The sequence below is a fragment of the Acinetobacter sp. AOR01_HL genome (assembly GCF_027855455.1).
Taxonomy (GTDB): Bacteria; Pseudomonadota; Gammaproteobacteria; order Pseudomonadales; family Moraxellaceae; genus Acinetobacter; species Acinetobacter baumannii.
In genome coordinates this window covers 34,976-42,657 of the sequence record NZ_JAKTIM010000015.1, presented here as the reverse complement: position 1 = coordinate 42,657, position 7,682 = coordinate 34,976, and the positions used below count along the sequence as shown (strand labels likewise).

Annotated in this window: 4 protein-coding genes and 1 pseudogene; 2 read left to right on the top strand and 3 right to left on the bottom strand. The window is 37.0% G+C overall.

Annotation, left to right across the window (positions count from 1 at the left end):
- Positions 1-900 (bottom strand): annotated as a pseudogene (locus tag MKL62_RS03350) (IS3 family transposase); the annotation flags it as partial.
- 123 nt (positions 901-1,023) lie between these two features.
- Between MKL62_RS03350 and MKL62_RS03345 the strand changes: the two are divergent.
- Together MKL62_RS03345 and MKL62_RS03340 are read left to right on the top strand one after the other, a co-directional pair.
- Complete coding sequence (locus tag MKL62_RS03345; RefSeq protein ID WP_001032874.1) at positions 1,024-2,466, top strand: glucose/sorbosone family PQQ-dependent dehydrogenase; 1,443 nt, start codon at positions 1,024-1,026, stop codon at positions 2,464-2,466.
- Between the two features lie 235 nt (positions 2,467-2,701).
- Positions 2,702-4,540 (top strand): monovalent cation:proton antiporter-2 (CPA2) family protein, encoded by a 1,839-nt coding sequence (locus MKL62_RS03340; protein WP_005128586.1) that lies wholly within the window; start codon positions 2,702-2,704, stop codon positions 4,538-4,540.
- Between the two features lie 41 nt (positions 4,541-4,581).
- On the opposite strand, the gene MKL62_RS03335 is transcribed toward MKL62_RS03340, so the two are convergent.
- On the bottom strand, positions 4,582-5,262 hold the full coding sequence (locus MKL62_RS03335) for a hypothetical protein (protein ID WP_005128588.1): 681 nt from the start codon (positions 5,260-5,262) through the stop codon (positions 4,582-4,584).
- Between the two features lie 249 nt (positions 5,263-5,511).
- The gene (locus MKL62_RS03330; RefSeq protein ID WP_005128589.1) at positions 5,512-6,894 is read right to left on the bottom strand and encodes an amidohydrolase; all 1,383 of its coding nucleotides are present in this window, start codon (positions 6,892-6,894) and stop codon (positions 5,512-5,514) included.
- Positions 6,895-7,682 lie beyond the last annotated feature (788 nt).

The window sequence follows — 7,682 nt, the reverse complement described above, 5'->3', positions numbered from 1 at the left end:
CATTTGATTTCAATACATCAATAAATGCATCACTGGTAAACTGACTGCCTTGGTCTGTATTAAATATTTCAGGTCGACCATATTTTTCAATAGCTTCATTTAATGTTTCTATGCAAAATGTAACCTCCATACTAATCGATACTCTATGCGCAAGTACCTTGCGGCTATGCCAATCAATCACAGCACATAAATAAACAAAGCCTTTTGCCATAGGGATATACGTTATATCCGTAGACCACACTTGATTACTGCGCTGAATAGCCAATCCTTTGAGCAGATATGGATATTTGCGGTGAGCTTGATTAGCCTGGCTTAAATTTGGTTTGCAATATAACGCATTAATGCCCATTTTCTTCATTAAAGTACGTGTATGACGTCGTCCTATATGATGTCCTTGACGATTCAACAAATCACGCATCATACGGCTACCTGCAAAAGGGTATTGCATATGTAACTCATCCATACACCGCATCAGCTTCAGATCTGATGCACTCACAGGTTTTGGGCGATAGTAATAACAACCACGGGAGACTTTCAGCAGCTGAGCTTGCTTAGATACTGAAATCTGAAGTGAGTCATCGATTAACTTTTGTGGTTGAAGCGGCCCAGTTTCTTCAACACACCTTCTAAAAAATCAATTTCTAATGCCTGCTCACCGATTTTTGCATGTAGTTTTTTTAGATCGATGGGTGGTTCTGTTGGAGCTTTTGATTGATCGAAAGCTTGCGAGGAAGCTGAAATCAGTTGATTTTTCCAGTCGATAATTTGGTTTTGATGAACATCAAATTCAGCACTCAATTCAGCAAGTGTTTTTTCTGCTTTAATCGCAGCAAGTGCTACCTTAGCTTTAAAATCATTTGAATGATTTCTTCTTGGTCTACGTGCCATAAAATACTCCATATATTGATGTTTATAACATCATTTGGGGAGCAAAATATCACTTATAAGTGTTGTTCAAATTTCCTGATCCACCTCTCTAAAGTGCTAAAAACGAAAGCATTAACTTTGAATACGGTGAAAATTATGAATAAACACTTATTACTAAACATTGCTTTTTTAGGTTCGGTTCAGCTTTTTACAATGTCTAATGCATTGGCTGATGTTCCCTTAACTCCAGCGCAATTTGCAAAAGCAAAAACTGAAAATTTTGAAAAAAAGGTTCTTTTATCAAATTTAAATAAACCTCATGCTTTAGTCTGGGGACCGGATAACCAGATTTGGTTGACTGAACTTGTGACAGGCAAAATCTTACGAGTAAATCCGGAAACAGGTGCAGTTAAAACAGTATTTCAAGTACCTGGTATTATTAATGATCCGCATGCACAAAACGGCTTATTAGGTTTTGCATTTCATCCTGATTTTAAAAATAACCCATATATTTATATCTCTGGAACTTTTAAAAATCCTCAAGCAACAGACAAGAACTCTCCAAATCAGACAATTATTAGAAGATACACCTATAATAAATCAACAGATACCTTGCAAAACCCAGTTGATTTATTAGCAGGGTTACCTTCTTCTAAAGACCATCAAGCTGGTCGTTTAGTGATTGGACCGGACCATAAGATTTATTACACTTTGGGTGACCAAGGCCATAACCAGTTAACGTATTTGTTTGAGCCTAACTATGCCCAAAGTCTTCCAACCCAACAAGAATTAAAGAATAAAGACTTCCATGCATATTCTGGTAAAGTCCTGCGTTTAAATTTGGATGGTAGTATCCCTCGTGATAACCCAAGTTTTAATGGTGTTACAAGTCATGTTTACACATTAGGTCATCGTAACCCACAAGGTTTGGCATTTGCACCAAATGGTAAGCTCTTACAAGCTGAGCAAGGCCCAAATTCTGACGATGAAATTAATTTGGTTGTTAAGGGTGGGAACTACGGTTGGCCTAATGTGGCAGGCTATAAAGATGACAGTGGTTATGCCTATGCAAACTATTCAGCCGCAACCAATAAATCTCAAATTAAAGATTTAGGACAAAACGGCATAAAAGTAGCGGCGGGTGTTCCAGTAACAAAAGAGTCTGAATGGACTGGTAAAAACTTTATTGCACCTTTGAAGACCTTATTTACCGTTCAGGATACTTATAACTATAACGACCCGATGTGTGGCGATATGACTTATATTTGCTGGCCAACGGTAGCTCCATCTTCGGCTTATGTTTATACGGGCGGTAAAAAAGCAATTCCAGGTTGGGAAAATACTTTGCTTGTTCCATCTTTAAAACGTGGGGTTATTTTCCGTATTAAGATGGATCAGACATATAGCACGACCTATGATGATGCTATTCCGATGTTCAAAAGTAACAATCGCTATCGTGATGTTATTGCAAACCCTGAAGGGAATACTTTATATGTCTTAACTGACCCGGAAGGTAATGTTCAAAAAGATGATGGTTCCGTTACAAACCAGTTGGAAAACCCAGGGGCTTTAATTAAGTTTACCTATAAAGCTAAGTAAAATAATGACAAGAATCTAAAGGTATTCCTTTAGATTCTTTTGTATATCTATATAAGGTTATTGGGCTTTTTAACTAGTTGTAGAGGGTGCCTAATAACATTTAAAAAGTACTTTTTATAAGTTAGCAACAATCAAAAGGGTGCTTTTTTATATAGGAAATTATGTTTAATTTACAGCAAGGAGAGGGTGAGAATTTAAATAAATACAAAAAGATAAATCAAAAGATGAGTAGTATATGAGTTCAGAAGCACATTCAATTAGCTTGATTGCCCCTGTAGTTTTATTGGCGGCCGCGGTAATTGCAGTCCCTATTTTTAAACGTATTGGTTTAGGTTCGGTATTAGGTTATCTCATTGCGGGTCTGATTATTGGCCCTTTCGGTTTTGCATTTTTCCAAGATTCCACCGCAATCTTACATATTGCCGAGTTGGGCATTGTGATGTACCTATTTGTGATTGGTCTCGAAATGCAGCCATCACATTTATGGAGTCTACGACGGGAAATTTTTGGGCTAGGAACACTACAAATCATAAGCTGTGCTGTGGCATTAACAGGCGTAGGTTTGCTATTTGGTTTTACGTGGCAAGTTGCTTTTATCGGCGCAGCAGGGTTTGTATTAACATCGACTGCTATTGTGATGCAACTACTGGGCGATCGTGGTGACTTAACTCAGCCTCGCGGGCAAAAAATTGTAGCCATCTTATTATTTGAAGATTTATTGATAGTGCCATTGTTGGCTATTGTTGCTTTTATGGCACCGAATCATGTGGTCGAAAGCACATCGGTACGTTTAGAAAATATAGGAATTGGTTTATTGGCCATTGCGGGTCTTATTGCAGCAGGGCATTGGTTACTTAATCCATTATTTAGAATCTTGGCTGCCGCTAAAGCAAGAGAAGTGATGACCGCTGCCGCCTTGCTGGTGGTATTGGGTGCGGCATTGCTCATGCAAGTGAGCGGTTTGACTATGGCAATGGGCGCTTTCTTGGCTGGTGTGTTGCTATCTGAATCTACCTTTAGGCATCAAATTGAAGCTGATATTGAACCTTTCCGTGGAATCCTGTTGGGTCTCTTTTTCCTTGGGGTTGGCATGTCACTGGATTTATCAGTGGTTGCTCAAAACTGGCAGCTTATTGTAAGTAGCGTAATTGCTCTCATGTTTGCTAAAGCCATCATGATTTATATGGTCGCGCGAGTAACTAAGAGTTCTCATACTGAGGCCTTAGATCGTGCCTTATTGATGGCTCAAGGTGGCGAGTTTGCCTTTGTACTTTTTTCTGCCGCATTAAGTGCACAAGTCATTGATAGTACTATTAAATCAAACCTAACTGCTATTGTTGTACTTTCAATGGTGTTAACCCCAATTGTAGGTATTATTTTTAAGCGTTTTACTCAATCTAAGGCAAGTGTTTCATTAGAAAACATCAATATTGCCGAGGGTTTAACTGGTAATGTTTTAATGATCGGTTTCGGGCGATTTGGGCAGGTAACCAGTCAATTATTGTTGGCAAGAGGAGTAGACGTCACCATTATTGATAATAATACCGACATGATTCGAAATGCTGAAAGATTTGGTTTTAAAATTTATTATGGCGATGGTTGCCGTTTAGATATTCTACATGCGTCTGGAGCCGCAACTGCACAAGCAATTGTAGTATGTGTAGATAGTAAAGAAACTACCAATAGAATTGTAGAACTCGTGACTCATGAATTTCCGTTGGCAAAATTATTAGTTCGTTCATATGATCGTGAGCATTCACTACATTTAGTCAAACAAAAAGTAGACTACATGATTCGTGAAACTTTTGAGTCTGCCATCAAATTTGGGGGTGTTATTTTACAAGAGCTAGGTGTAGATGAAGACGAGGTAGAGCGAATTACCGAAGAAATTCGAGATTTGGACAATGAGCGTTTTGAAACTGAAATTGCCGCCGATGATGTATATGCCGGAGCGGGTATGCAATATACGCATGCGCATCATCCGAGACCAACAGCACCATTAATTCGGCCAAAACAGGAAGGGCGTATTTTAAATAAAGATGATGCTTCGGATAATGAAAATATGGATGGGTAAATGCTCTATTTTTAGGTGAAAATCTGGAGGTTAAAGAGTTGTTAACGACACTCAGGGCTATAAGGAATCCGATCGATTCTTTTTTGTAAAATTGACGGATTCACTACGCTTTCATACATTTGTCGGTACGTTAAACGATGATCTTCATTATTATGATAGTTAATTAGTTCGAGTAGCTTAAGCTTATATTCTTTATGACCAGCGTGGTACATTGCCGCATAATTTCCCCATAATGCATATTGGTACCATAACTGTGCTTTAGGAATTAGATTTATTTCGTTTAAATAGCTGGACGCAGTTTTTTCATAACATTGCTTTATAAGTGATATATTTTTTTTCATCCGTTTTAAGAAAATACATTGCGTTTCCTGAAGCTTGGAATTATTAGCTTTCATTAACATTTTTTCAGTAATGGCATAAGCTTGTTCAAGGCAACCCAGACGAATAAGAATTTTCCTTTTAGTTTTTAAAATGGCTAAATTATCTTCATTAGATGGCATGGTATTTAATAATTTTTTTAATTTTAAATTGATCGATTTTTGGTCACTATTGTTAGGTAAGTTATAAATAATATTGTTGTATTCATAAATATATTTATTAGCTGTTAGTTGGTGTTTCGGCATATATTCCTGATTATTTATAGTTAATGCAGAATCCTCACTAGTTTTATTGCAAGCAACCAGACCTATACTAATAAAAGAAAGTGCTAAAAATTTATACATTACGATTTTACCTATTTTATTAGTTAAGAGATTAATTAATAACATTAAAGAATAGGTATCAATATTGTATAATTTTTTACTATATATCCATATAGAATATAGCTGTTTTGATAAAATCAATTTAATATTGTTTTTCTTGTAATTTATTGTTTTTATAATTTTAATTATGATTTATAAATAGAAATCTAATATTTTTATATTAATCGCTCACACCCATATAAAATGAGTGAAGCGATTAACTAATAAAAATTATTTCTTATCATTTCTCCAAGCTTTTTGTACCTGACTAGCAATAGCAGGATAATCCATAACAAAACGTATATGAGACTCAACACCTGTTTTTAAGGTTGCATCATCTACAATAAATTCTGGACTATGGTTAGGAGCTGCTTTACTCATATCTTGATTTTTAGGAGTCGCACCGAGTGAAATATAAAGCGAGGGCATAAGCTTGCCATAGTGTGCAAAGTCATCACTTGCACTTGCATTAGTCTCCATACGATGCAAATTATTTTTACCAACCGTATTTTCTAATGTAGGCAAAATTAATTGAGTTAACATTTTATTGTTATAAGTTACAGGTGCATAAGGCGAGAGTTCAATATCAGCTTTTACATTGTTTGCAAGCGCAGTATGAGTGACCATTTCAGGCAATTGTTGAAGAATATTTTGACGGATATCTTCGTTATTGGTACGAATAGTACCTTCCATATCAACTTCTTTCGGAATAATGTTGGCCGCAGTTCCGCCGGAAATATGTCCTACCGTTATCACGGCCATACCTTTAGTAAGATCAGAACGGCGACTGATCATCGTTTGAATATTATTAATAATGGCAGCAGATGCCACAATTGGATCTCGACCAGCCCAAGGCATAGAAGCATGCACTTGCTGTCCAGTCAGTTTAATGCGGAATTCATCAGCACTATTAAGCATAGCTTCATCTTTATAGAAAATGCTGCCACTTGGAATACCTGAAACGACATGGATACCAAACATGACTTCAGGTTCTGGCTTTTTAAGTGCGCCGTCTGTAATCATCTTTCTTGAGCCGATTTGGTCACCTTGGCTAAAACCAGCCAAATCAGCAGCTCCTTCTTCAGAAGGTTGGAAAACAAAAACAACAGTGCCCGCGAGTCTATTCTTGTTTTCTGCAAGTATTTTTGCTGCACCTAATAGCATAGCCGTATGTGCGTCATGACCGCATGCATGCATAACAGGTTGTAACTCACCCTGATATTGTGCTTTTACTTTGCTTGCATAACTCAAATTTGTTTTTTCTTCGATGGGTAAGGCATCCATATCTGCTCTTAATGCCATAACGGGACCAGGCAGATCGCCTTTTAAGATCCCAATAACACCAGTTTTTGCAAAACCTTTTCGAACTTCGATCCCATAAGACTTCAACTCATTTTGCACTAATTTTGAAGTGTTGAACTCCATGTTCCCAAGTTCTGGATGCTCATGAATATAATGGCGAATTTGAATAGTTTTTGATTCATTTTTAGAAACAGAATCTTTAATCCAATCGGCAAAACTTGTTTGGGCGGTAATGAGGAGGGGTACCCCCAACACCAGTTTTTGAAATCCTTTCATCGTCTTTTCGAAAGATTTATTAAATAAACAATCCATGTTTTGCCTCAATAGTCAGTTCTTATTTAGAAGAGAACAAACGGACAAAATGCCCGGTTCTCAATATTAAATTTTGTGATAAAGCGTATTTGGCGTTAGGGCTATGCATGGTTCATATGTATAGTCACAACCTAACATGTATATACAACTTTATGCATATAAAAATAGCTTATCTAATAAAAAAAATGCAATATTTATCTAATACTTCTTAATCATTTTTATTAAGTTAAGCTTATAGGCGTATAAGGGGACTTGGCGTATACAACATTTGAAAAAAATAGAGGCGGGAGCTTGTATTTCTAAAACAGTGTTCAATATTACTTTATATAATGTTTAGACAAAGTACCTAATACAATGAAAAACAATAATTAATTAAATAATTTCTAGCCAATTTCACATTGACAGCTCAAATATTGAAGATTACCATTTGCGGGCTGGCCTACATTGCCAGTCGGTTTTGACGGACCGATGATTCGACCACATCAGGATTATTTCTTCTGAGGAGTAGTCTTGTGTGCACACCCGTTCCCTCCCGTAGCGGTAGGACGGGAGTGGGACACCTTCGGGTGTGCTGGATGTCGAACCCAGTCCGTCAACCTGCTTCCGTTCTGCCACCATAATTTATAATGCTTTGGCAGAACTCCCAAAAGAAGGAGTTGGCTATGCACATTCATAAATTATCGGCAGTCACTGTCAAAATCTATCTCGACACAACTTAAAATTTTAAAGCAGTTTGATGAGCCATAGGCTTTTCAGGCTTTAAATCATTACGTCTAAAACTTAGCAAC

What these genes read in the sequence shown, in the direction of transcription:
- MKL62_RS03340 (WP_005128586.1), top strand. Translation starts at nt 2,702, where the DNA reads ATGAGTTCAGAAGCACATTCAATTAGCTTGATTGCCCCTGTAGTTTTA.
- MKL62_RS03345 (WP_001032874.1), top strand. Translation starts at nt 1,024, where the DNA reads ATGAATAAACACTTATTACTAAACATTGCTTTTTTAGGTTCGGTTCAG.
- MKL62_RS03330 (WP_005128589.1), bottom strand. Translation starts at nt 6,894, where the DNA reads ATGGATTGTTTATTTAATAAATCTTTCGAAAAGACGATGAAAGGATTT.
- MKL62_RS03335 (WP_005128588.1), bottom strand. Translation starts at nt 5,262, where the DNA reads ATGTATAAATTTTTAGCACTTTCTTTTATTAGTATAGGTCTGGTTGCT.